Here is a 22,179-nt window from a genome sequence, read left to right as displayed (position 1 = left end):
ATGCTTTGGGATGCTCTGACCCTGCAGCTGGGCTATAACGCCACGCTGGTCGCGATTGGTGCGACCTTGCTGGGTATATCCGCTGGTGTGACCGGCACGTTTCTGTTCCTGCGCAAACGCGCGCTGGTCAGCGACGCAATCAGCCACGCGACTCTGCCCGGTGTCTGCCTTGGGTTCATGGTTTTGGTCGCCCTTGGCGGCGATGGGCGCAACCTGATCGGTCTGCTGGCCGGATCGGCGGTGTCGGCCTGGGTTGGATTACTTTGCATGAACTGGCTGACACGCCAAACACGACTGGCCGAGGATGCCGCCATTGGTGCCATCCTGTCGGTGTTCTTCGGTCTTGGCATCGTGCTGTTGACCGTGATCCAAACCATGGGCGTCGGTCGTCAGGCCGGGCTGGAAGGGTTCCTGCTTGGCTCGACCGCAGGGATGTTGTGGGCCGATGCGCTGGTCATCGCAATCGGTGGGGCAGCGACGCTGTTGCTGGTCATGATCATCCGCCGACCTATGACCATGGTGGCTTTCGACCCGGAATACGCCGCTGCCCGGGGGCTGCCGGTGCACCGGATTGATCTGGCGATGATGGGGCTGGTCATGGCGGTTACCGTGGTGGGCCTGAAAATTGTCGGGCTAATCCTGATTGTGGCGCTGCTGATCATCCCACCTGTCACGGCGCGGTTCTGGACGGACCGCTCGGACCGCGTGGTGCTGCTGGCTGGCCTGGCCGGAGGGTTGGCGGGCTATCTGGGGGCGGCGATGTCGGCCTCGGCCCCCAATTTGCCCACCGGCCCGATCATTGTTCTGGTCAGCTTTGGCTTTTTCGCACTGTCCCTGTTACTTGCGCCTGTTCGGGGTGTTCTGGCAGCGGTTCTGCGGCAACTGCGGTTCCAGCGTCGGGTTCACATTCGGCAGGGTCTGCTGGCACTGGCGCAAGGGCAAAAGATCTATGAGCCGTTGACCTTGCGCCTGTTGCGGCGTGCCGGTTTTGCGCGGGCAGATGGCGTGGCCACCGAAATCGGCAAAGCCCGGGCTGCCAAGGCGCTGCGGGATGAAAAGCGCTGGGAAATCGTCAGGGCCGATCAGATGCATGAGGCAACGGCAGCGCTGTACGACGGGTTGCGGGACATCGAAACCGTCCTGACCCAAGATCAGATCGCCGAGATCGACCGCCAGATCGGCGGCCCGCAGGAGGTTCCGGCATGAACGGTGAAGAATTCGTACCCCTGTCTTTGACACCCTTGCTGATCGGCACGTTTGCCGCCATCGCTTGCGCTTTGCCCGGGAACTTCCTGGTCCTGCGCAAACAGGCCCTGATCGGGGATGCGATCAGCCATGTGGTGCTGCCGGGTATTGTCGTGGCCTTTCTGCTAACCGGAACGATTTCAACCTGGCCAATGATGCTGGGCGCCGCGGGTGCGGCGGTGGTGGCCGTGGTTCTGATCGAAGCCGTCAGGCGGCTGGGGCAGATCGAGGCGGGTGCCGCGATGGGGGTGGTTTTCACCACGATGTTTGCTGCTGGTGTGCTGCTGCTGGAACAAACCGATACTTCGACTGTACACCTGGATGTTGAACATGCGCTGTATGGCAATCTGGAAAGCCTGATCTGGTTGGACGCTGTGGGCTGGTCTTCGGTGTTGGATCCCGTGGCGCTGGCGGGGTTGCCGCCGGAATTGCCTCGGATTGCGCTGACTTTGCTGGGGGTATCTGTCTTTGTATGGCTGTTCTGGCGGCCGCTGAAGATTTCCACCTTTGACGAAGGGTTCGCGCGCACCATTGGTGTCCGGACCGGAATTTTGGGCATGGCCCTTGTGATCACGGCAGCGATTGCCGCCGTGGCGGCATTTGACGCCGTGGGTTCGATCATTGTGATTGCCATGTTTATCTGTCCCCCGGCGGCGGCGCGCATGATGACCAACCGGCTCGAATCCCAGATCGCGTGGAGCATCGTCTTTGCCATCCTGTCGGCTGTCTCCGGGTACGTGCTGGCTGGATATGGTCCGCTCTGGCTGGGGGCGGCGGACGCGGTCAGTGCAGCGGGCATGATCGCAACGATGTCTGGTCTGATCCTTGCGTTTGCGGCTTTGTGGGGGCCGTGCCGGACCCGGGCGAGTGCACCCGGGACCGCGTGACCCGGCATTTTCCCGCCGCTGGGCCTTGTGCGGTATCGGCCAAACTTCGCCACCCGACTTGAGGCCCAGAGAGTCTTCGCATCGTGAAACCGTATTCGTGGTATGAATTGATCCATTGATTATTGGATGACCACCACTCACTCCGGATCGTTCGAGCAATCGCGCCCAGACTGGCCGCAAGTCTAGGCTGGCACGGTGCGATTGTTCGAACGCCCCCTCCTCACATTAAATGCAAGCCAAAGCTGTGGCAGAATCGTGCGCGAATGTGCTAGGTCTGGTGGTATGGCGCAGGCACACCCCAATATCAGCGAAAATCGACCGGTCATCCGGCAACTTGACGACGCAGCAATCAACCGTATTGCGGCAGGCGAGGTTGTTGAACGTCCGGCTTCTGCAGTCAAGGAATTGGTGGAAAATGCCATCGACGCAGGCGCAACCCGCGTCGCGATCGACATTGCCGATGGGGGTAAGACGCTGATTCGCGTCACCGATGATGGCTGTGGGATTGCTGCTGAGGATCTGCCATTGGCCTTGTCGCGCCATGCGACTTCGAAAATCGACGGGTCTGATCTGCTGAATATCCACACCTTCGGGTTTCGGGGTGAGGCGCTGCCATCGCTCGGCGCCGTCGGGCGCCTGACCATTACCAGCCGGGTGCCGGGGGGCGAGGCGGCTTCGGTCCATGTGGCGGGTGGTCGGATCGAGGCGGTGAAACCTGCCGCCTTACGTGCTGGCACAGTGGTCGAACTGCGCGATCTCTTTTTCGCAACGCCTGCGCGATTGAAATTTATGCGCACCGACCGGGCCGAAGCCCAGGCAATCTCCGACACCGTCAAAAGGTTGGCCATGGCCGAGCCTGCGGTGACTTTCACTTTGCGTGACGTCTCTGGCGGTGGAGAAGGGCGCGTGACCTTCCGCGCTGACCGCGAAAATGGTGATCTGTTCGACGCACTGCATGCCCGGCTGGCCCGCGTTATAGGGCGCGAGTTTGCTGAAAATGCCCTGCAGATCGATGCCACGCGCGAGGGGATCCGGTTGTACGGTTACGCCGCCCTGCCGACCTATTCGCGCGGTGCGGCGGTGGCGCAGTATCTGTTCGTCAATGGTCGTCCTGTGCGCGACAAGATGCTGACGGGCGCGCTGCGGGCGGCCTATTTCGATTTCCTCAGCCGGGATCGTCATCCGGCAGCAGCATTGTTCATCGACTGCGATCCGACGTTGGTCGACGTGAATGTGCATCCGGCAAAGTCCGAGGTCCGGTTCCGCGATCCGGGCGTCGCGCGCGGGTTGATCGTCTCGGCCCTGAGGCACGCGCTGGCCGAGGCCGGGCACAGGGCCTCCTCCACAGTGGCCAATGCGACACTGGGCGCGATGCGTCCTGAACCCGCAAAGCCTACGCCTGCGCGCGTTTATCAGATGGACCGACCTTCGCCATCTGCACGGCGGGCGGCGTATCAAGCGCAGGCGCAGGGGTTTGCCGAGCTGTCACAAGACTACAGCGGCAACGTGGTCGAGCCGGCCCCAGTGCCAACCGCTGAAGCTCCGGTCGAAGATCTGCCTTTGGGCGCGGCACGTGGTCAGGTACATGAAAACTACATCATCGCCCAAACCGCAGACGGCATGGTGATCGTCGATCAACATGCGGCACATGAGCGGCTGGTTTATGAAAAGCTCAAAAAACAGATGGCCGAGAATGGGGTTGCTGCGCAGGCGCTTTTGATCCCGGAAATTGTTGAACTGTCTGACAGCGATTGCGCGCGCTTGATGCAGGTGGCTGATGATTTGACGAACCTGGGGCTGACCATTGAACCTTTCGGCGGCGGTGCCGTCGCGGTGCGTGAAACTCCTGCCATTCTGGGAGAGGTGGACGCGCGGGCGATGATCCTCGATATCCTCGACGAACTGGCCGATCAGGGCGAAAGCCAGACCGTGCAGGCGCGGATTGAGGCGATTCTCAGCCGGGTGGCCTGTCATGGGTCGGTCCGGTCGGGTCGCCGTATGCGGGCCGAAGAAATGAACGCCCTTCTACGGGAAATGGAGGGCACGCCCCATTCCGGTCAGTGCAACCACGGGCGGCCGACTTATGTGGAATTGAAGCTGAGCGATATCGAGCGATTGTTCGGCCGCAGTTGATCCATTGGCTTGGTTGGGCTATGGAGAATAAAACAAGAACACCCGAGGCGACATGATCGAGATTGCAGGAACCCAATATGCGCTGAACGACCCCGTGATCCTGACCGTGGGCGGGGTTGTTACGCTGATCCTGCTGTTGCTGTTTTTGTCGCTGCGCGCAGCCAACCGGTCGGCCCGGATGGCGGAACCTCTGTCCCGCCAGATGGCGCATCTTGGCCAGCATGTGCAGCAATTGGGGCAGGGGCAGGAACAATTGCGCGGTGGCTTGCAGCATGTTTCGGACACGCAGGCCAATGCGCAGGTGCAGGTGATCCAAACGGTTGAATCCCGTCTGTCCTCGGTCCAGCAGCAGATGAATGACCGACTGGCGGATAACGCGATGAAATCGGCGCGTGCTTTGGCCGAGATGCAGGAGCGGATGAAGGAATCCCTGCATGGATCATCCAAACAAACCGCGACATCGCTAACGCAGTTGCAGGAACGTTTGGCCGCCATCGACAAGGCGCAGGACAATATCACAAAACTGTCGGGCGACGTGCTGTCTTTGCAGGATATCCTGTCGAACAAGCAAACGCGTGGTGCTTTCGGAGAGATTCAGCTGAATGATATCGTCTCTAAGGCGCTGCCTTCGGATAGTTTCCAGCTGCAGGCAACCCTGTCGAATGGACGGCGCGCAGATTGCCTGATCAACCTCCCGAACCCTCCAGGACCGATTGTCATCGACAGCAAGTTCCCGTTGGAGGCCTATGAGGCGCTGATCGGTTCGACCAATGACATGGAGTTGAAGGCGGCGGTTCAGATGTTCCGCAGCACGGTGCGTAAGCACATTACGGATATTTCCGAGAAGTACATTCTGGACGGTGAAACGGCAGATGGAGCACTGATGTTCCTGCCGTCCGAGGCGGTCTATGCCGAACTTCATGCCAAATTTCCTGAACTGGTGCAGGAGAGTTTCACCAAACGCGTGTGGATCGTCTCGCCCACCACCTGCATGGCGACACTGAACACGATGCGTGCGATCCTCAAAGACGCGCGGATGCGTGAACAAGCTGGGGCGATCCGCAAAGAACTGGGTTTGCTGCACAAGGATGTTGAGCGTTTGGGTGATCGGGTCGGCAATCTGGACCGCCATTTTGGGCAAGCGGCCAAGGATATCTCGGAAATCAAGATCAGCGCGGAAAAGGCTGGCCGCCGGGCACAGCGGTTGGATAACTTCGATTTCGAGGAACTGGCGCCTGACGATCAGACCAACGTTGTGCCTCTGGGCCAATCCGAAGGCTAGGCATTACTGGATTGACAGATCCAGATTGTAGCCGACCGTCTTGTCCGTATCGCGGTCATTGCCCATCAGGTAGACCCGGATCGTGTAGTCTCCATCCTCAGGCAATTCGATGCGCGCGGTATTCCCGTCGATCGAGCCGTTGTAGATCGCGAAACCATCACTGTCCGGCGGCAGGATGTTGAAGTAGATCACGCCATAGCCATTTGTGTCGCTTACCTTCAGGTCGGCAAACATCTCTTGCCCGGCTTTTGCACCCAACTTGTAGTCGAAGTACTCGTTTCCAGTGACGGTACCATTGACCATTGTCCCGAAATTGCCCGGTTCGAACTTCACGTCAGCGACCAACTGGGCAGAAGCGACAGATGAAAAACCCATAAGGGCAAGAATAAAGAACATAGTCCGGATCATTTCAAATGCCTCCACCAATCTGCTTGCAGGGCAGGATACCATATGAGTGCTGATTGCGTCAGATCTTCAGGAACGGTTGGAACAGACGCGGCATCAGCTTGTTGAATTTCAGCGGCGCGTCAGTGACAGCCAGGCAGATGCAATCCTCGGTGATGTCGGCTGTCGGCGTATGGTGCAGGTCTTCATCTGCAATCTCCACATCGCCACGGGCAAAACGGTCGACCTCATCCGAAAACGCGCCCTGCAGAACCATTGTCAGCTCTACACCATTATGGCTGTGATCCGGAACTGCGGTGCCCGCCGGAATGAACAGCAACCGAGCTGTTGCATCACCGGTCGTCGGGAGGATCGCCTGCTTGACCCCCATGCCGATTGGTCGCCAGCGGATGTCGTTCACATCGCCGCCAACGTAATCCTGCAACGGGCTTGGCAAAACCGAGCAGCCGGGTCGCCTAGGTTTGGCAATCGGCGCACCGTTTGCGATTAAAGCCATCGTTTCCGCAAGTGCCTTGTCGTTCATCGCAACGGTCTCGTCCTGTTCTTCCAGGACATATCCGCCAACGGCGTCAAAGCTTTCGGCCTGAGCACGACATTGATTGCACATGGAAAGATGTGTCGCGACCATCAGGTCGAAAGCCTCGGGCAGAGTGCCTGCGGCGTAAGCCATCAGCAGGTCGTCTGTCAGGTGATGTTTGATTTTATTGCTCATATCCGTCATCTCAATTCATCGCATGGCGCAAGCGGTCCAGCGCCAGCCGTATCCGTGATTTGATCGTTCCCAGTGGCAATCCAGTCTGAGAAGCGATTTCTCGATGGCTCAGATCGCCAAAATAGGCTTTCTCGATCAGTTGTCTTTGCGCCTCTGGCAGCGCGGTCATCGCGTTGCGCAGCTGCGCGGTTTCCTGTTGCAGCACGAGTATGTCGTCCTGCTCCGGTTCAGCCTCGGGTCCCCATCCCAGTTCTTCGGGCTCGGGGCGGCGTTGTTTGCGCAGGACGTCGATTCGCTTGTTCCGGGCGATCGTGAACACCCATGTGGCCACGGTTGCCCGCGTGGGGTCGAACAAATGTGACTTGTGCCACAGCGTGACCATGACCTCTTGTGCGCACTCTTCGGCCATGGCCGCATCTGAGCCCGACTTGATCAGGAACGCCTTGATCCGCGGCGCGAAGTGCTGAAACAACTCAGCAAACGCTGCCTGATCCTGTGCGTCCCTTATGCGTCTGACGTGGTCCACCCACTCAGCTCGTTTGTCACAACTGTCTTGCGCTCGGTTCACCGGTTTTCCCTTGATGCGTTTCTTTGCGCGCCACGGTTTCTGTGAAGGCCTGCTGGCCACCGGTTCATCCAAGGTCGCGGTATCGATCTCGGTAAACATAACAACATTACGCGGTAAGCCCCAAGCTGGATCACATTGTGATGCGATTTTAATCCGAACCGGACCAAGTTTCGTATGATAAGTATCTATATGTCGAAGAAAACAGCGCCGTTTGAACGGCTTGCAGGCGAATTGGAACACTGACGAGAATGAACAGGATCGACCATATTTCAGGCCATACTTACCACGGTCGAAAAGGCGGGATCGAGAATGCGTTCCGGTATTCCATCGACTACATCCTGTTGGACCCCGAAGCCCGGCCTGACACACCGCTTTTGTTTTCGATGAACCGCGTAAATGCGATGTATTGGCGAGATCGTGACCATGGCGGTGAACCCGGCAATGGGAAGGGTGCGGCGTGGTTGCGAGCCAAATTCAACGAAATGGGTGTGACGCAACCTGCAAGACTTGAGTTGCTGACGCAGCCACGGGTGCTGGGGCATGTCTTCAATCCGGTCAGCTTCTGGTTCTGTTTCGATGCCGATGAACAACTATATGCGGTGGTAGCAGAGGTTACGAACACTTACGGCACGCGCCACAGCTATCTGTGCAACAATCCCGGGTTTGCCCCGATCCAGCCGACTGATCGCATCGTTGCGGACAAGCTGATGCATGTCTCACCGTTTCAAAAGATCGAAGGGACGTATGAGTTCCGGTTCGACCATCGCCCCGAGCGTATCGGCGTCTGGATTGACTATGGTCGAAAAGCGGGTGGATTGATTGCCACCCTGACCGGACCGCGTGCACCGCTGTCCAACCGGGCGATCGTGTGGTCGTTGCTGCGGCGCCCCTTCGGTGCGCGGCGTGCGTTTTTCCTGATTATCTGGCAGGCGATCAAACTTAAGATCAAAAAGGCCCGGTTTGTCCCGTTCCGAACCGCCCCTGTGCCCGATCGGCCGATATCTCGCAGTCGCAAGCCTTAGCGCTTAGGTCTTTGCTTAAGATCAAAGACTCAGCCCCCTCCTCATGGTTGTGGTATTATTGAAACCGCGAATACGAGGAGCTGGGTCATGATGGAAATTTCGCCAAGGAAAATCGCTCAGGTTGCGATGATGGGGCGCGAGTTGGGTCGCGCCGAGGGCGAATTGCGCGCCTTCATCGACCGGATGAGCGAGGACGAACAGGCCGAACTGGTGGCTGTCATGTGGGTCGGGCGCGAAAGCTTTTTCGCCGAAGATTTGCCTGAGGCCATTGCAACAGCCAAGTCCGAGGCTTCGACCCCTTGCGCGGACTACCTGATTGGTACGCCGCACTTGTCGGATCACCTTGAAAATGGCTTGGATGCACTGGGCATCTCGGCTGAGGACGTGGAAAACGACCTGATGTAAGTGCAGCGGCTATGTGCAACCGGTGCAGCCTGCAAATTGCAAACCATTCGCCGAATAGCCGGTTTTTGGATAACATGATCAGGAAACCCGAAAGCCCGCATTCAGGCTGGGGTGCTTTTAGACGGAGCGTGATCCATGTGGCGCGTCTTGCAAATGCTTGCGGTACTCGCGCTTTGCGTGGGCTTCGAGCCTCGCCCGGCTCAAGCCTGCGGCGTCTGCGTTGAGCTTCCGGAGTATTCTCTGGCGGACCGGATTCTTTCGGCGCGTGTGATCGTGCTGGCGGCACCGTCGCCAGACAACCCTTTCAGGTTCACCCCCGTTTCGGTTTTGAAAGGCACGCCGGAACAGGTTGAGGCTTTGCCCGAAATACCTTTCCTGGTCGACAGCGTCATGCGATCCGCCTTTCGTGCGAATCCGGACAGAACGGTTTTGATGGTCTACGGGACGGGGTATCAGGACAAGGCCGGCCGCAGCCTGCCCAGCGGTTGGACCAAGGGGTTCTTGATGACACCGGATCGGGCCCATTTCCTTGAAACACTGCGTGCCGAAGGGCAGGGCTGGGCCAGTGGCGCGCCGGATCGCGCGGCGCAGGTTGCCTTTTTTAGTGCCTATCTCACACATGAAGATCGCCTGTTGCGCAACACGGCGTTGATCGAAATCCATCGCGCGCCCTATTGGCTTTTGACCCACCTGACCGATGCCGTGCCAATCGCCCAATTATTGCAGGACCTGCGCAATCCCAATCGTCTAGCTTACGCACCGGCACTTATCCGATTGTTGGGTCTTCAGTCGGATCCAAAGGCCAAAGAACGTGTAAGGCTTGGCTATCAAAGCGCGCTTCGCAGTGGGGGTCTCAACCTGTACGACTGGGGTTTGGCGGGTATCGCAGTGGATGGGGAACAGGCAATACTTGAAATCGAAAAGTCGCTGGAACGGTCTGGACGCACGGCTGACGAAAAGCGATTCCTGATCCGCAGTCTGGCCGATGGCGGAACGACCTATCCCAAGTTGCGACCCCGGATCTTGGATGTGTTTAGGCATCAGTTGGACAAAGACAGCACTGTTGCGATTTGGATTGCCCTGGCCGTACGACCTTGGGGCACCAACGCACTGAACCCCAACTTCGAAGCTATTATGGCTCAAAATAATCTGGACCCGGCGACACTGTTTCTCATGCGAGCGGCAATCGAAGCTGACGAACCGGGCTAACGTCGCGGTGACGCTCCTCATAGTTCCAAATCGCATTAGGGAACAGATGGGGCAGCGCTTTCGCCAAGCAAATGCATCCCAACAGCATCAGCGCAATCGATTTCAGAAAAATATCGCGCTCGATCAAAATCGTCTTGTATCTGGTCGACATGCAAGGATATACCCGCCAGCGGAGACGTGGCCGAGTGGTCGAAGGCGCTCCCCTGCTAAGGGAGTAGGCCCGGAAGGGTCTCGAGGGTTCGAATCCCTTCGTCTCCGCCATTACACTCTGAATCGGACGTAATCGCGAACTCATTTGTTGCCGATGATACGCGACGTTTTTGTCCGGGCGTGTGGTCCTGGTTAGACTTTCATCTCTAGTCGCGCATCTTGGAAACGTTTCAGAACGCTCGGTATATCTCCGTCAGACAGAGCGCACAGGGCTGTTGAAAGCCCATCGGCGAGCGCTGCGGAGTTTGCAGATACCGACAAAACCCGGCGCGCTGGTGTTTGACCGGCGGGGCTGAGGATGTGACCGTGAGCGTCAGTCAGCATCAGGTTACCGGCATCAGAGGTCGCAACAGCTCGGTCGCGCAGAGAGATACGCTTAGTGATCTGACCTTCGGCGCCTGCCAAACCGACTTGCCAATCGCGTCCATTGTGAGTTTGTCCCAGGGCCACGACTTCCCCCATATCGACCAAAACGTCTTGCAACCCCTTTGATCTGAGCAGCGCAGCAATGCGATCTGTGATTGCCCCTTGCGCTACTCCATTCAGAGTCAGCGCCGACTGCCCTGGGAAGGGCAGGCGGATGACATCGTTATTAACCGTGACCTTGTCCCACCCGATGGATTTGCGGGCGGTTGTGGCGTCGTCACCGTTGATCAGAGCAGCCCAGAGAGGCTGGATTGTCGGGTCAAAAGCGCCCCCTGAATTCTGGTGCAAAACTGTGCACAGGCTGAACAGGCTCAAGAGCTCGGGCGCTGGTTGCATAAGAAACCCATCGCGGTTCAGGCGCGAAAGTTGGGATTTCGGGCGATACAGGCTGAAGATATCTTCCAGCCGTGTGACTTCGGCTTCGACGGCGGCAAAAACGGGGCGGGCTTGGGTATCTGTCAGCCCGGCCAACTGCATGCTTGCCGGTGCGCCCAACGCGGAACCACGCCACCGTGCTGCTGTAGCAGGGCTAGCGATTGCAGGGCAGGCCGCGCTTGCAGCCGAGATGGTCAGAAACCGGCGGCGAGACAGAAGGGTCATGCGGGTGTCTCCAGTAGCAGGTCCAGATCGACAGGGCCCAATACCTCGGCATCGGGAATGCCGGATAGGGGCAAAGCGTTGCCGCCATATTGGTCGATGAATGATGCGGCATCATCGGGGTTTGAAAACGGCACCACTTCACGTGCCCCCATGCCGCCCGCGACGTCGGAGCCGACAACAAAAGTGGCGACATCGGCGGCGATCCAGTTGGACACACCTGGTTGCAGCCAGTTGGGCGCGACACTCATATCACTGACATAAATGGCAGTTATGTCGGCGTCTCGCTCCGGGCTTTTGAGGTAGGCCACCATGTCCCGTACCTGTGCAAAGAACAGTGGTGCGGGATAACCTTCCAGATGGATCTGCCCTTTGGGGCCACCATGCTCGGCGATATTCATTTGGCAGAAGAAGCTCAGCGCATCGGGAGTCAGATCAACCGGGTCGGGGGTAACTGCGACCTCCTCTTTGCAAGCCGCCAAGGCAATCAGCGCAATCAACACAAGACGTTTCACGGCTCAACCCTCCGGAAGGCGGCACGGGCAAGAGCAAAGCCCAATACCGGCCAGATCAGCAGCGAGGCAGGCGCGGCCCAGACGGGCAGAGCTTGGGCCGCACCGGTCATGCCGGACGCCATTGCGACGCCTTCGGTCGCGGCGATGTTCCACAACCGAAATGCGTCGGCCGGGTTGGCCACCATCACCCATGGAAAGACGGATTGGGTGAATGTGCCGCCCTTGTCCATGACCACGGCTCCCAACAAGCCAAGATCATAGAGGACGACAAAGACCAGCCAGAGCCCGGCCGACAGACCTGCCGCCGCCGTAGCGCCCCTTGCCAGAGCAGACAGCAGGTATCCCAGCGCCAGAAAAACGGCGCCCAGCAAGATGGAGGTAAGGATTAGGCGCGCCAGAGCCATCAGGCTTTCGGGGCCCGCCCCACCGAACCACGCTGCCACTGCGCCTGCGGTGCCGAAACCGATGGTCATGGCAAAGGCCAATGCCGCTAGATGGGCGGTGAATTTGCCCAGCAGAATTTCTCCGCGTCCGGCGGGGTAGGATAGCAGCAACGACAGACTGCCCCGGTCCACGTCGCCTGCTATGGCGTCGAAAGCGATCATCAGCGCCAGCAGCGGCGCAAGATAGACCGAAAGCGTGGTCATCGAAGCGACCGAGACCGTCAGCATATCGACGCCCAGCGTGCCGGTCGGCGCGCTGCCTGCAAAGGTCAGGGCCAAGGCGAACAGGACCATTATCAGGGTGGCCATCAACAGCCAGCGGTTGCGGCGCAGGATCAACATTTCGGTGCGGGTGATGGCGAGGAAGCGGGTCATTGCATCTCCTCCTGTGCATAATGGCGGTAGAGGTCTTCAAGTTTGGGCGGGGTCATTTCCACATCCGCCACGGCGTCGCCCAGTCCGGCGATGCGGCGCAGAGCCTCCATCTTGTCATCCGGCGAGCAGAGCAGTTCCACAGATGCTCCGTTGATCCGGTTGCCGCCCAGTTCGGCGGCAAGTGCTTCGGGGTTCGCGCTGGCACGCACTTTGAGGCGGATCGGCAGGCCAGCCAGCGCCGACAGATTGTTGAGCGTGTCATCCGCAACCATTCGGCCCTCGCGCATGATGGCGATGCGGTCGGTGCGGGCTTCGACCTCGGTGAGAGCGTGGGAGGCAATCAGGACCGCTGTGCCTTGCCCGGCCAATTCATCGATGATGGCATATAGGTCTTGCCGCGAGATCGGGTCCAAACCACTTGTTGGCTCATCCAACAGCGCCACTTTTGGCCGGCCCAGCAGCACTTGCGCCAAACCCTGACGTTGGCGCATGCCTTTAGAGTAGGTTCCGATCCGGCGGTCCAGAGCGTTGCCAAGGCCCACGCGGTCCAGCAGGCTGGGGACATCGGCCCTGGACCCGGAAAGTTGCGCAAATAAGGTCAGCTGCTCGCGGCCCGTCAGCGCAGGATGAAACGACACTGCCTCAGGCAAATAGGCAGTATCCCGCCGCGCCTGCGCACTGCCGGGAGTGGCATCTCCGATCCGGATGGTTCCGACATGGATCGATGTTAGACCGAGGATAGATTTGATCAGGGTCGACTTGCCCGCGCCGTTATGGCCCAGCAGCGCCACGCGCTGACCAGGGGCAAGAGACAGGGTGATATCGTCAAGAACACGGGTTTTACCTCGGTCCTTGCTGACTTGGGTAATACTCAGGGCCTTATCCGTCATGAGGCACCTTTTTCATTGCTGGGGGTTCAGGGGCTTGCATCAGTGGGTTGCTGTCCATCACACCGCCCGGCAACAGCGCCGGGAAGGCCGATTGGGACCAGCGCACCAGTTGCACGGCGGGGGAGCCGAGCAAAAGTTTGGCCGCGGGTTGGGTCCACAGCACATGGTCCATACTGTCATTGGGGCGATAAGGGGCGTCGGCGATGCCGTCGCCGTCCACGTCATAGGCCGCAAAATCGGACCAGTAATTGCCGCGCCCGTCTTCGGACCACTCGACCCATTTGGTCGAAACGTATTTCACTTGGGTCCGGTTGCCGACAAAGGCGTTTCCGACGATCCGGTTGCGCTCGGACCCGGCAGTAAAGTGGATACCGATGCCGCATCCTTGGAACCAGTTGTCGGTGAATTCGTTCTTGTTGGAGTTATAGAGGAAGGTGCATTTTTCCTTGGCACCGATCACGACATTGCCGGTGATCTGACTCTTGTTGGCGTAGTTCAGCATCACGCCATGTTCACGGTCACCGATTGAGACGTTGTCGGCGACTTTCACATTGGTCGTGAACATCACCGCATAACCCAGATCGTTACCGATCGAGACATTGTCACTGACAACTGAGTCGTCCGCATACATGTAATGCACCGCAAAACGCAGGTCGCGGAACAGGTTGCCGGTGAAGGTGTTCTTTTTCGACGAGTTCACAAAGATCCCGTCGCGGCCATAGCGGATGTCATTGCTATCCACCACGGAACCGGGCGCGTTCCAGACATAGACTCCGTTTCCACGGTCGTTCATTCGCTGGTCTTGGCGACCTTCAATGCGATTACCACGAACGATGCTGTCCTTGGCACCATGAATGTCCACGCCATAAAGATTGCCCAGCAGCACGTTATCCTCGACCACCGGCGCCTTAGCCGTTTTGGTCAGCTGGATGCCACTGTCGATCCCGTCATGGCTTGAACCGGAACCAATCACTGTCAGACCGCGCACGGTTACACCGGGCCCGGTCACGGTGATGACACTGCCTTCACCTTGTCCGTCGATGGTGGCCTGTCCCAGCCCGTCGATGGTGACGGGCCGGTCCAGCACAAGTGTTTCGGTGTAGACACCGGGGCTCAGGCGGAGGGTGTCTCCATCCGCCGCCTGCGCCAGTGTTTCATTGATGGCCCCCGCCCGGTTGGGCACATCCCAGTCCGCCGCCCAAAGGGGCGAGCCAAGCAGGAGCGGTATGAGCAGGGGCCAACGCATGGGTTATGCTCCCGCCGGTTCGACCAGCATCCGGCCGCGCATTTCCATATGCAGCGCGTGGCAGAACCACTGGCAATAGAACCAGTGCACGCCCGGACGGTCCGCAGTGAAGGTGATCGACGCGGTTGCCATTGGCCCGATCTCGAAGGCGATGCCGTAGTTACCCAGGCAGAAGCCATGGGTTACGTCGTCCACGTCATCCAGATTGGTGACGTAGATTGTTACCTCGTCGCCCTGTTTGACGGTGAACTTCTCAAGGCTGAAGGTCGGCGCCTGCGATGTCATGTAGACCCGCACCTTGTTGCCATCGCGGATGGGTTCCTCGGCACCTTCTTCCAGATCGATGCCATCAGCCTCGGCCTGTTTGCGGGCATCTTCCCAGGTGACGTCGGCGCGATCCCAGACGTTGACCGGATTGACGATGTCGCTGCGGACGATGATCGAGTCATGCGGTTCCGCAAAGGTCGGGCCGTCGTGAACCACCTTCATCTCGTTGGTTGAGATGTCGATCAGCTGCTCGTTCTCGGGCTTCAGAGGGCCGACGTTCAGGAAGCGGTCCTTCGAGAACTTGTTCATCGAAATCAGCCACTTGCCGTCGGCGTCCTTCGTTTCACCCATCGATGTCGAGTTGTGACCCGGCTGATAATGCACGTCGACCTTCGAGATGATCGGGTCCACATCGGCACCGCCGTAAGCCTCGATTGCCTTGTCGATGTTCCACTTCACGATCTGGCTGTCCAGGAACAGCGTGGTGAACGCGTTGCCCTGACCGTCATAAGCGGTGTGAAGCGGGCCAAGACCTAGCTGCGGCTCACCCACGATGCAGGACCGTGGATCGGCATCGCTTTCGAACAGGGCGTCCAGCTTGGTAACGTCCATGATCGAAACGGTCGGCGACAGCTTGCCATTGATGCAGACGTGCTTGCCGTCAGGCGCGGTGTTGATGCCATGCGGCGAGTTCGGGATCGGAATGTAACGGGTGTATTTCTTGTTTTGACCCTTACGGCCGTCCAGAACTTTGACGCCTTTCAGCTCCTGATAGTCACCAGCCTCGATCCCCGCCTCGATTTCAGCGATGTTGAAGACAACGACGTGGTCCAGCTCGTTCTCGGTCATCTCGGCCAGGTTCATACCCATTTCCGAGTTGTACGAGGTCGAATAGGCGTATTTGCCCTGATAGTCGCAGTCGGTGTTGTCGAGGTTACCCGAAACCATCACCTGCCATGCCACCTCCATGGTGTCGCCGTCCAGCGCGGTGAAGATGTTCACGTATTGCGATGGATCGTCCAGCACTGTGCCGTCATTGACCAGCGGGGTTTCATCCTCACCATTGGCAAAGACATAGCCGGTGCGCGGGAATTTCTGCGGACGTAGACCGTGGATCGCCTTGGCATTCGGAATCTCGGTGATCTTGTCGCATTTCATCACATCGCAGCGCACGCGGGCGACGCGGGTGTTGGCCTTGTCGTTCATGAACAGATAGCGGCCATCATAGGTACCATCGGTGAACGACATATGCGGGTGGTGCAGGTCGCCGTTGTCATAGGTTTTCATGCCGCGCTTGGCGAGAAATTCCTTGGTTTCCGGCAGCAGACCATCGGTCATGATCTTCAGCGACTCGTTGGTCTGGCCCCAACCGGTGGCCGAGCAGCGGTTGAAGACCGGCACCCGCATCAGCTCGCGCATGGAAGGGAAGCCCAGGATACGCAGTTCACCGGTCTGACCCGAGGACCAGAAGCCGTAATATTCGTCCAGTTCGCCGGGCTGCAGATTGGCATTGGCGGCGGCGCTGGCCTGTTTTGCGGTCATCAGGGTCGAACCCAGACCGGTCCCGGCCAGCACGGCGCCGGTTGCGGTTGCGCCCAACATCCCGCGACGTGTGATGTTCAGTTTGTTGTCATGTTCCGACATGATCGTTCCTCCTTTAGGAAACGGTTTTCGGTTTGGCGTTCGGATGGTTCGCCGGTGGTTGTCCGAGTGGGGTCTTGAGATCGACCGACCCTGTCTTGGCCCGCCGCTTGAGCTGGCGGATAACGACGGGACATTTGTCCTCGGACTGGTAGAGCACCTGACAATGCAGGCAGGTGACGCACTCGTTCGGATTGATCTCACCGGTGGGGTGGATGGCCTGAACGGGGCATTCGTTGGCGCAGGTTTGGCAAGGCGTGCCGCAATCCTTGTAGCGGCGCAGCCAGTCGAACATGCGAATTCGGGCGGGGATGGCCAGCGCTCCGCCCAGCGGGCAGAGGTAGCGGCAGTAGAACCGTTCGATGAACAGCCCGATCCCCAGCAGGGTCAGCGCAAAGACCACGAAGGGCCAGTCCCGCATGAATTTCAGAATGATTGCCGTCTTGAAGGGTTCGATCTCGGCATAAGTCTCGGCCAGCGGGATCGAGACGAAGCTGAGGCCGAAGAGACCCAGGAAGATCATGTATTTTGCGGGCCAGAGGCGTTCGTTCAGGCCCCAAGGCAGCGTCCATTGCGGGACGCGTAAGGCCCGCGCGATCTTGTTGGTCAGCTCCTGCAGTGCGCCGAATGGACACAGCCAGCCGCAGTAGGCACCACGGCCCCAGAATAGCAACGCGGCGGCGACGGCAAACCATTGGATGAAGACCAGTGGATCCAGCAGGAACGCATCCCATGAGAAGCCGGTCCGCAGGCTGCCCGCCAATGCCATTAGGTTCACGACGCTCAGCTGTGCATTGGCGTACCAGCCAATGAAGAACAGGGTCATGGTCAGGTATCCAATGCGGAACCAGTAGAAGACCCGTGCATTCATCGTCGCGTGGAACTGGAAGAAGAACGTCGCCGTCAGAACCAGCAGCATGATGCCGAGCACGGCGATCTCGACCGTGCGGTCCTTCCAGATGCGCTTCCAAAGTGCGGCTTTGGCTGCGGCTTCGCCCGTGGCATCGTCTACGACCGCAGGGGCAGTGACGGGCAGCAGGTATTGCTCGGGCAGTTTGTAGCCTAGATCGAAGGTCAGGAACGTCTTCTCAACCGCGCCCACGGCCCGTTGCACCAGCAATTGGAGGCGGAACGGCTCGGCGGGGTCAAACTCGGCCTCGGCAGGGATCTTGAAGATATCCAGTTCGGTGAAGCTGGGCGCATCCGGGGCCGCAACCTTGCCCAGACGCTCTTGCTGCTTGTCAAAGAACCGCACCGAATTGTCGCCCTGAATAAGCTGAATCCGGTCGAAAATTCCGCCGCGCACATAGCCTGAACCCTTGAAGCTGTAAGCCCCACGCCCCAGCACCAGAATGGCCTGTTCACCTTCGTCCAGCCACTCGGTCAGATTCTGATATTCGGCCTCGCCCAACAGGGACTTGCCGACCGATGGGACCGAGACCAGCGCCACATGCATGTCGATGAACGTGTCATTCGGCTCGCCCGGTTCCGGGCGTTTGATGGCGCGCTGATCGCCTGTGGCTGCAAAGGCGGCATTGACCTGACCGACATCCAAAGTCAGGCGCCGGACCGAGCCATCGCCGGACAGAGTGGTCCAGTCATAGACTGAGTTCTTAGCCATATCGATTTCGCGCTTGGGACCATCGGCCTGTAGCGGCGACAGACCACCCAGACCCAGCGCACGGGCTACCTTGATGCCGCCACGAACCAGGCTGTCATCAATCACCATGATCGTCACAGTCGCGCCCGAAATGATATCGAGGTCATGCCCCTCACCACCGGTCTCAGCTTCGACTTTTAGGTCCAGCCCGGCATAACCTTCGGTCAACTCGACCATGCGCGAATTGGGGATGCCAATCAGAACAATGGGTTCCGAGTGTTTGACTAGTTTCACTCCGGCCAGAACTGCGTCGTCGTCGATGGCGGCGACCACGTGGATGGGCTTGCCGGAATAGCCGGTGGTGCCGACGAAATCCGAGGTCAGAAAAGCCCATGCGATGGTCTCGCCGCCCTTTAGAACCGGAGCAACGGGCACGTCATCGCGCACGGGACCAAAGGCATCGGCTTCAGGGGCCAACTCAGAAGGGGTGATGTCAGGCAGGAAGCTGGCGAGGCTGTCAGCATGGGCACTGATCGCCATCAGGCAGGACAGGGTAAGGGCCAGCAGGAATTGGATTGCGCGACTTACGGCCACAGCGCACCTCCGGATACTTGGATTGACGCTATGGACGCGCGCTGGGCGCGTTCGAGGTATTTCTTGGGCGCAGCCGGGGGGCCACGGGTTTCAGGCCACAATCGTTTCAAGCTGCAGACCTGAACCAGATCGCGGGGCGAAGAGTGTTCGGTGTGAATAGCGTTGTCCCGTGCCAGGAAAGGCCAGTTCGGCACCGGGGCAGCCGAGGTGACAGCACACAGGGCGCAATCGGCGCATTTGGGGCAGGGCGCGGTTGGGTCCAGGTCTTCCTCCTCAAGGTCTATCTGGACCCAGACCGCCCCTGCCTCCGAGCAGATTTCCACCCACATGCTTTGGCCGGGACTCGCCAGCGCCGGACCGATCGTTTGCAACAACAGCATAAGGATACCCGCCAACGCACACGTCGCACGTAACGCGCGAACAGGGAGGCTGTGCAGAGGGCTAAGGGCGGGCATGGAGAATCCAACTCGGAAATCGTTCCTAAGTCGTAGGGGATTCTCGCTTGGTGATACTTGACTTCGGTTAGGCTGCAGGAAATTTCGCGTTATTCGTCCGCTTCATCCATCAACCCGCGCAACCAACGCCCTGCCAACCACGCGGCGGGTACGCCCAGGGGAATCGACCACAGGATCGCGGCTACAGGCGTAATCACGCCAAACCCGGCGCTGTTGGCGATCAGCCCCGCTAGAAACAGGTTGATGGCCACGGTCAAAGCCGTGGCCGGATACAAAAGGATGGCCAGTTTCCAGACCGGCCAATTACCCTCAGTGGCTGGTGCCTTCTGAGAAGGTGATTTTGTTCCAGACATTGTATTTCCCTGAAGGTTTGCGCATCGGCAGGCGGCGGACCTCTTCCAATGTTTGCGCGTCATAAACGATCACCGCGCCATCATCTTCCCAGATGGACACCAAAGCGTGGCTGCCGTCCTTTGTGAACTCCACATGGGCCACGGTTTTACCCGGTGCAGGGCGTAGAGTTCTAACAATTTCAAGGCTTTGCTTGTCAATTACATGCATCGCATCCTTGTTGGGCCCAAAGAACACATCGGCCCAGACGTATGGCGAATTCTCATGGCTGCGCATGAAGAACCCCGGCCCTTCGGTTTTGATCTGCTTAACAGTTTTCCATGTCTCCATGTTGATCACGGATACGGTGCCGTCGGTCAGGTGCGGCGTTGCCATCACGGTCGTATCGCCATACCTCCACGTGATCCCCGAGCCCAGATGCGGCATCCCCGGCAGATCCAGATCGGCGACCTTCTGACCGATGACCAGATCAATCACCTGACCGCCCTCGCCGCCGCGGGATGCGCCCATGACGTATTCATAGCTCTGGTCGAAAAAGAAATCGTCCAGATAGTCCGGCGTGGTGATCTTGCGCACCGGGAAGGGGTCGGGGTTCTTGAATTGTCCTTCGATGCGGAAATCATGACCGATACCAAATTGAGGAGGATTGGCCCCGTAGAAGACCTCCCAGATCTCGGGCACATCCTTGAGGGCCAGAACAAAGCTCTCGCGTGGGGGGGCCTGATAGACCGCGGAAACGCGGCTGGGCTTGCCCTTCTTGCTTTTGATGTCGATGACCTTGACCACGGACAGGTCTTCGGTCGACAGCAAGGTCAGGCTGTTGGGCAGGTAATTTGCCACTGCCACCCATTTGCCATCGCCCGACATGGCGATGTTGCGACTGTTTAGGCCAGCGCGCACGCGGCCAACCTGTTCCAAGGCCCAGATGTCATACTTCTGGACCCAGCCATCACGTGACATGATGAACACATATCGCCCGTCTGGGCTGAATTTTGGACCGCCATGAACGGCAAAGGGTGTCTCGAACCGGTCCAAAACCTCGAAAGTGTCACCGTCCAGCACGCTGACATGATGGTCCCCTGTCTCGACAGCCAGAGTAATGTTCATCGGGTCGCTGTCCCAGATGGGTGCTTCAACTGCGACGTAATTCTCGTCCAGAATTCGGCTGGCCATTATGTCGGCCTCACCCCACTCGGGATCGCTTTCCAGCGGTGATTTCAACCAACCCGCCAGTTCTTCAATCTGCAAAGCGTCGAGCTCGTGCGAGAAGGCAGGCATTTGGGTTGCGGTCCGCCCTTCGGCGATAACTGCGGCAACGCGAGGACCGCGCATCCGCTTCAGCGTTTCAGGGATAAGCGCCGGACCCACGCCGCCTAAGCGGTTTTCGCCGTGGCAGGACGCACAAAATTCAGCGTAATCCGAAGGAGCGTCAGCCCATGCGGTTCCGATCAACAACAGCGAGCAGAGAGTGCCGAGTTTGAGTGTCTTAGAAGAACTGATGCGCCGGATCATGGCGTTTCCCCCGGAACGGCGTGACCTGCAGGCGATCGCCCGCCTCATCCACGCCGATTTCTTGGTTTGACAGATAGCATGCTGGATCTTCCGCCCACGGGTCGCCGGTCACCTGCAAAGCCCGGATACGGGTGTTGCCGCCACAGACATCCTTGAGCTGACAGGCGCCGCAGCGCCCTTTCAAGGGGCGGGGACGTGTGCGCAGCATGGCCAACATTTGATCATCGCCGGTCCAAAGTTCCGAGAACGACCGGGTCTTCACATTGCCGACAGTGTAGTCCGACCAGTAAGTGTCGGGGTGTACGCGGCCCAGATTGTCGATATTGGCCACGCCTAGGCCGCTGGAGTTGCCACCCCATGCCGCCAGATGCTTGCGTACATGAGCTGTTTTTTCAGCATCGAAACGCGCGCGGACCCAGTTCAGGAAATACCCCGCGTCAGCGTCATTATTACCGGTCACGATATCCAGAGGACGACCACCCGAGGCAGCCTCCCATGCGCGCTCCAACAGCAGGTCCAGCCCGCTCCGTGTGCGCAGATGTTCAGCATCTTCGCCTCGGTTCTTGTCTCCACGACCTGCATAGACCAGATGGGACAAGTAGAACTTGTCGACACCCTCGTCATCGCACAGCTGCAGCAGATCGGGCAGATGGTGTTGAGTACCTTCAGTCAGGCAAAACCGAAGTCCCACCTTGATGCCGCGTTTCTTACACTCACGCACGCCGCGCAGGGCGTCGGCAAAGGCGCCTTCGACCCCTCGGAACCAGTCATTTGTGGCCCCGATACCGTCCAGCGAGATACCCACATAGTTGAACCCCACATCGGCAATCATATCCGCGGTTTCGTCATAGATCCGCGTGCCGTTGGTCGACAATGCCAGCATCGGTACCAGATCGCGGGCCCGTTTGGCGATGTCAAAGAAATCGAACCGGTCCAGTGGTTCTCCACCCGAGAGGATCAGGGCCGGGACGCGAAATTGGCCCAGATCCTCAAGGGTTACCATGGCTTGCTCATGGCTGAGCTCACCCGGGAAGGCCACATCCGCCGAAACAGTATAGCAATGGCGGCATTTCAAATTGCAGCGCCGCGTCAGGTTCCAGATCACCACCGGCTTCACCGGGCCGGGCCGGCGTTTACGCACTGGTGTCGGTTTGACGAGTTGGTGCATGTATTCGGTCAGGCGGAACAT

General features: G+C 59.0%; 21 protein-coding genes and 1 tRNA gene. 8 read left to right on the top strand and 14 right to left on the bottom strand.

Features of this window, described 5'->3' with window-relative positions; all coding sequences use genetic code 11:
• The 4 genes from AC2FIO_RS09405 (at nucleotide 1) to AC2FIO_RS09390 (ending at nucleotide 5,547) form a co-directional block, all read left to right on the top strand.
• A complete protein-coding gene (locus tag AC2FIO_RS09405; RefSeq protein ID WP_496697166.1) occupies nucleotides 1-1,206 on the top strand; it encodes a metal ABC transporter permease in 1,206 nt (401 codons plus the stop codon).
• Nucleotides 1,203-2,132 (top strand): metal ABC transporter permease, encoded by a 930-nt coding sequence (locus tag AC2FIO_RS09400; protein ID WP_496697164.1) that lies wholly within the window; start codon nucleotides 1,203-1,205, stop codon nucleotides 2,130-2,132. Before AC2FIO_RS09405 ends, AC2FIO_RS09400 begins: the two co-directional genes overlap by 4 nt.
• 282 nt (nucleotides 2,133-2,414) lie before the next feature.
• Nucleotides 2,415-4,265 carry a DNA mismatch repair endonuclease MutL gene (gene mutL, locus AC2FIO_RS09395; RefSeq protein WP_496697162.1) on the top strand — a complete coding sequence of 617 codons (1,851 nt, stop codon included), beginning with the start codon at nucleotides 2,415-2,417 and terminating at the stop codon, nucleotides 4,263-4,265.
• 52 nt (nucleotides 4,266-4,317) lie between these two features.
• Nucleotides 4,318-5,547 carry a DNA recombination protein RmuC gene (locus tag AC2FIO_RS09390; protein ID WP_282170229.1) on the top strand — a complete coding sequence of 410 codons (1,230 nt, stop codon included), beginning with the start codon at nucleotides 4,318-4,320 and terminating at the stop codon, nucleotides 5,545-5,547.
• A 3-nt stretch (nucleotides 5,548-5,550) separates the two neighbouring features.
• Here AC2FIO_RS09390 and AC2FIO_RS09385 read toward each other — a convergent pair whose 3' ends face one another.
• The 3 genes from AC2FIO_RS09385 to AC2FIO_RS09375 are packed head-to-tail and all read right to left on the bottom strand — an operon-like array spanning nucleotide 5,551 to nucleotide 7,331.
• Nucleotides 5,551-5,955 (bottom strand): hypothetical protein, encoded by a 405-nt coding sequence (locus AC2FIO_RS09385; protein WP_282119538.1) that lies wholly within the window; start codon nucleotides 5,953-5,955, stop codon nucleotides 5,551-5,553.
• A 58-nt stretch (nucleotides 5,956-6,013) separates the two neighbouring features.
• A complete protein-coding gene (locus tag AC2FIO_RS09380) occupies nucleotides 6,014-6,664 on the bottom strand; it encodes a ChrR family anti-sigma-E factor (protein ID WP_496697159.1) in 651 nt (216 codons plus the stop codon).
• A gap of 10 nt (nucleotides 6,665-6,674) precedes the next feature.
• A complete protein-coding gene (locus tag AC2FIO_RS09375) occupies nucleotides 6,675-7,331 on the bottom strand; it encodes a sigma-70 family RNA polymerase sigma factor (protein WP_282119536.1) in 657 nt (218 codons plus the stop codon).
• A 149-nt stretch (nucleotides 7,332-7,480) separates the two neighbouring features.
• Between AC2FIO_RS09375 and AC2FIO_RS09370 the strand changes: the two genes are divergently transcribed.
• The 4 genes from AC2FIO_RS09370 to AC2FIO_RS09355 all read left to right on the top strand — a co-directional run bounded on the left by AC2FIO_RS09370 (nucleotide 7,481) and on the right by AC2FIO_RS09355 (nucleotide 10,129).
• Nucleotides 7,481-8,254 carry a DUF1365 domain-containing protein gene (locus AC2FIO_RS09370; protein WP_496697157.1) on the top strand — a complete coding sequence of 258 codons (774 nt, stop codon included), beginning with the start codon at nucleotides 7,481-7,483 and terminating at the stop codon, nucleotides 8,252-8,254.
• 87 nt (nucleotides 8,255-8,341) lie between these two features.
• Nucleotides 8,342-8,659 carry a DUF3775 domain-containing protein gene (locus tag AC2FIO_RS09365; RefSeq protein WP_058275224.1) on the top strand — a complete coding sequence of 106 codons (318 nt, stop codon included), beginning with the start codon at nucleotides 8,342-8,344 and terminating at the stop codon, nucleotides 8,657-8,659.
• Nucleotides 8,660-8,794: 135 nt separating this feature from the next.
• Complete coding sequence (locus tag AC2FIO_RS09360; protein WP_496697155.1) at nucleotides 8,795-9,868, top strand: hypothetical protein; 1,074 nt, start codon at nucleotides 8,795-8,797, stop codon at nucleotides 9,866-9,868.
• A 171-nt stretch (nucleotides 9,869-10,039) separates the two neighbouring features.
• Nucleotides 10,040-10,129 (top strand) — tRNA-Ser (locus tag AC2FIO_RS09355).
• Nucleotides 10,130-10,210: 81 nt separating this feature from the next.
• Here AC2FIO_RS09355 and AC2FIO_RS09350 read toward each other — a convergent pair.
• The 11 genes from AC2FIO_RS09350 to nirJ form a co-directional block, all read right to left on the bottom strand.
• A complete protein-coding gene (locus tag AC2FIO_RS09350; RefSeq protein WP_496697153.1) occupies nucleotides 10,211-11,104 on the bottom strand; it encodes an FAD:protein FMN transferase in 894 nt (297 codons plus the stop codon).
• Nucleotides 11,101-11,616 (bottom strand): nitrous oxide reductase accessory protein NosL, encoded by a 516-nt coding sequence (locus tag AC2FIO_RS09345; protein ID WP_496697151.1) that lies wholly within the window; start codon nucleotides 11,614-11,616, stop codon nucleotides 11,101-11,103. The genes AC2FIO_RS09350 and AC2FIO_RS09345 overlap by 4 nt, the downstream gene beginning before the upstream one ends.
• Nucleotides 11,613-12,434, bottom strand: a complete 822-nt coding sequence (locus tag AC2FIO_RS09340) for an ABC transporter permease (protein ID WP_282121458.1) — start codon at nucleotides 12,432-12,434, stop codon at nucleotides 11,613-11,615. Before AC2FIO_RS09340 ends, AC2FIO_RS09345 begins: the two co-directional genes overlap by 4 nt.
• Nucleotides 12,431-13,324 (bottom strand): ABC transporter ATP-binding protein, encoded by an 894-nt coding sequence (locus AC2FIO_RS09335; protein ID WP_496697149.1) that lies wholly within the window; start codon nucleotides 13,322-13,324, stop codon nucleotides 12,431-12,433. Before AC2FIO_RS09335 ends, AC2FIO_RS09340 begins: the two co-directional genes overlap by 4 nt.
• The gene (locus AC2FIO_RS09330; protein ID WP_496697147.1) at nucleotides 13,314-14,570 is read right to left on the bottom strand and encodes a nitrous oxide reductase family maturation protein NosD; all 1,257 of its coding nucleotides are present in this window, start codon (nucleotides 14,568-14,570) and stop codon (nucleotides 13,314-13,316) included. The genes AC2FIO_RS09335 and AC2FIO_RS09330 overlap by 11 nt, the downstream gene beginning before the upstream one ends.
• A gap of 3 nt (nucleotides 14,571-14,573) precedes the next feature.
• The gene (gene nosZ / locus AC2FIO_RS09325; protein ID WP_496697145.1) at nucleotides 14,574-16,481 is read right to left on the bottom strand and encodes a TAT-dependent nitrous-oxide reductase; all 1,908 of its coding nucleotides are present in this window, start codon (nucleotides 16,479-16,481) and stop codon (nucleotides 14,574-14,576) included.
• Nucleotides 16,482-16,494: 13 nt separating this feature from the next.
• Nucleotides 16,495-18,618 (bottom strand): 4Fe-4S binding protein, encoded by a 2,124-nt coding sequence (locus tag AC2FIO_RS09320; protein ID WP_496697639.1) that lies wholly within the window; start codon nucleotides 18,616-18,618, stop codon nucleotides 16,495-16,497.
• Nucleotides 18,619-18,662: 44 nt separating this feature from the next.
• On the bottom strand, nucleotides 18,663-19,127 hold the full coding sequence (locus AC2FIO_RS09315) for a hypothetical protein (protein ID WP_058274927.1): 465 nt from the start codon (nucleotides 19,125-19,127) through the stop codon (nucleotides 18,663-18,665).
• Between the two features lie 89 nt (nucleotides 19,128-19,216).
• The gene (locus AC2FIO_RS09310) at nucleotides 19,217-19,480 is read right to left on the bottom strand and encodes a hypothetical protein (RefSeq protein ID WP_496697143.1); all 264 of its coding nucleotides are present in this window, start codon (nucleotides 19,478-19,480) and stop codon (nucleotides 19,217-19,219) included.
• Nucleotides 19,437-20,990, bottom strand: a complete 1,554-nt coding sequence (locus tag AC2FIO_RS09305; protein WP_496697141.1) for a cytochrome D1 domain-containing protein — start codon at nucleotides 20,988-20,990, stop codon at nucleotides 19,437-19,439. Before AC2FIO_RS09305 ends, AC2FIO_RS09310 begins: the two co-directional genes overlap by 44 nt.
• On the bottom strand, nucleotides 20,965-22,179 hold the full coding sequence (gene nirJ / locus AC2FIO_RS09300) for a heme d1 biosynthesis radical SAM protein NirJ (RefSeq protein ID WP_282170241.1): 1,215 nt from the start codon (nucleotides 22,177-22,179) through the stop codon (nucleotides 20,965-20,967). The genes AC2FIO_RS09305 and nirJ overlap by 26 nt, the downstream gene beginning before the upstream one ends.

The organism is Ruegeria sp. CDSB086, from assembly GCF_059611065.1.
Note: the sequence above shows the minus strand (reverse complement) of the source record. Positions and strands in the feature narration are given on the sequence as shown.